Origin of the sequence: Maribacter sp. (assembly GCF_049667165.1) — a bacterium.
In the GTDB taxonomy this organism is placed as follows: domain Bacteria; phylum Bacteroidota; class Bacteroidia; order Flavobacteriales; family Flavobacteriaceae; genus Maribacter_A.
The window spans coordinates 1-1791 of sequence record NZ_JBATHS010000059.1; the positions used below are offsets into that span (position 1 = coordinate 1).

Sequence of the window (1791 nt, forward strand, 5' to 3'; positions counted from 1 at the left end):
CGGCAACATTGACTGCAGACGAAATGAACATTACAGTAGATCATCTACTGATACATGGTGCAGGCGGATGGAGTGTTGCAACCGGTGGAGATCCTATCGATTACGCACCAGAGCTCCAAGGTAACGCCTACATCGAGTACATACTTAATAATTGGAACCTGACAAATGCGCCGGGCACCAATTATGCCTATAGTAACACAGGTTATTATTTATTGGCACGGATCATAGAAAAAGTTTCAGGCCAATCTTACGAAGATTACGTTAGAACTATGGTTGCGCCAACCGGTATAACATCTTTTAAGACAACTACCTTCAGAGAAGAAGATAGGGAACCCAACGAGGTTGAGTATTACGGCTCTGCCGAAGAAATGCAATGGATATATACAATTGCCTCCCGAAGAGATGGTGATGGTGGTGTTGTTATAAGCGCACCTGATTTACTCAGATTTATATGTGCTGTAGACGGCTCTCCACATAGGCCTGACATAGTAAGCCCTACTGCATTTAACTTAATGAGCCAACCTTCAAATATATCTCATTTGGGCCGGGGATTCGGTACCTGGGAAGAACAAGGCTTATTATTTTTCACAGGAAGTTTACCTGGAACTAGAACTTGGTACTACCAAAATCTACAGAACGGAATCACTGCTGTGGTTCTATTGAACTATCGAAGTAACGACCCCAATTTTGATAATGATCTAAACAAGTTGGTATTCGATCTTGTAAAAGAAAACACCATACCCTGGCAAACTGATATAGATCAGTTCTAGGCGATTTGTTTTTGTCTTAATTATAAGAAAATGTCATCAAAAATAATTTTGATGACATTTTTTCATTTCTACGATATCATAATAGAAACCTAAACAAACGTCATCATGAAAACAATGAAAACTGCCCAATTTATTATGCTATGCCTAATGATCTTTTCCTGTAAAAACTCCGATGCTGATCGCAAAATGTCAAGTTCAGGCGCCTACCTTTCTTCATTCTTTGGCTCAAATGAAACCAAATATGAATTTAAAGATGTAAAATCTGGACTCATAGTATCCAGCATTCAATATCCTAGTGATTGGAAAGTGATCTCCAAGGCCCAGTATGATCCAGATCCATTAATACCTTTCTTCCTTTACCAGATTCAAGGCCCCTCGAACATCAAGGGGTTCAATACCCCATTAAAAATGTTCTATGCTTCGCCGAACCCACAAATGGAACAAAATATGCGAAATTCGGGGATGCAGAATGTACGCTCGTTAACTTCCGTGGAGACAGTGCTTGAAAAAGAGATCGCGCCTATTTTATCGGCCCAAGGTTTTTCATTTGAAACCCTAAAACCTTTACCCGAATTGGAAAGTTACTTTAACCAAAAAGTCCATGAGTCGGCCCCTATGGCCGCGGTAAAAGTTCTTTGCACCCAATGGAAGGGTTCAAACGGGCAAAAAGCACTTGCCATCGTCTCTTACGTAAAACTGGAACAACCTATGTTCACTGGAGATGTCGCCTATGTTTGGATGTACAGCACGGATTTTCTTCTTGCCGACAATGATCGTTTTGAAGATGCCGTAGCAACTTTTGTAAAAGCCAATATTGAAGTCAAGGAAAACATGGAATGGAAAACCCACATGGCTAGCATAAATACCCAAAGACAGGAGGAAAATAGAAGGCAGCGCCAGCAGCAAATCGAAAATTTGGACAACGCGACAAGACAAATGACCATCAACCACCAAAACACCATGGCACAAAGACAGGCCAGTTTTAACGCACATCAGCAACGAATGGCCGATATGTCGGCAG

At 41.2% G+C, this 1791-nt stretch carries 2 protein-coding genes; both read left to right on the top strand.

All coding sequences use genetic code 11. The features are described 5' to 3' along the window. Positions 1 to 770, top strand: a 770-nt coding sequence (locus WBM98_RS03720; RefSeq protein WP_424364679.1) for a serine hydrolase domain-containing protein, incomplete at its 5' end; no start/stop codon positions are given. A 105-nt stretch (positions 771 to 875) separates the two neighbouring features. Then, positions 876 to 1791 (top strand): hypothetical protein (locus tag WBM98_RS03725; RefSeq protein ID WP_424364680.1); only part of this gene is annotated, 916 nt, incomplete at its 3' end.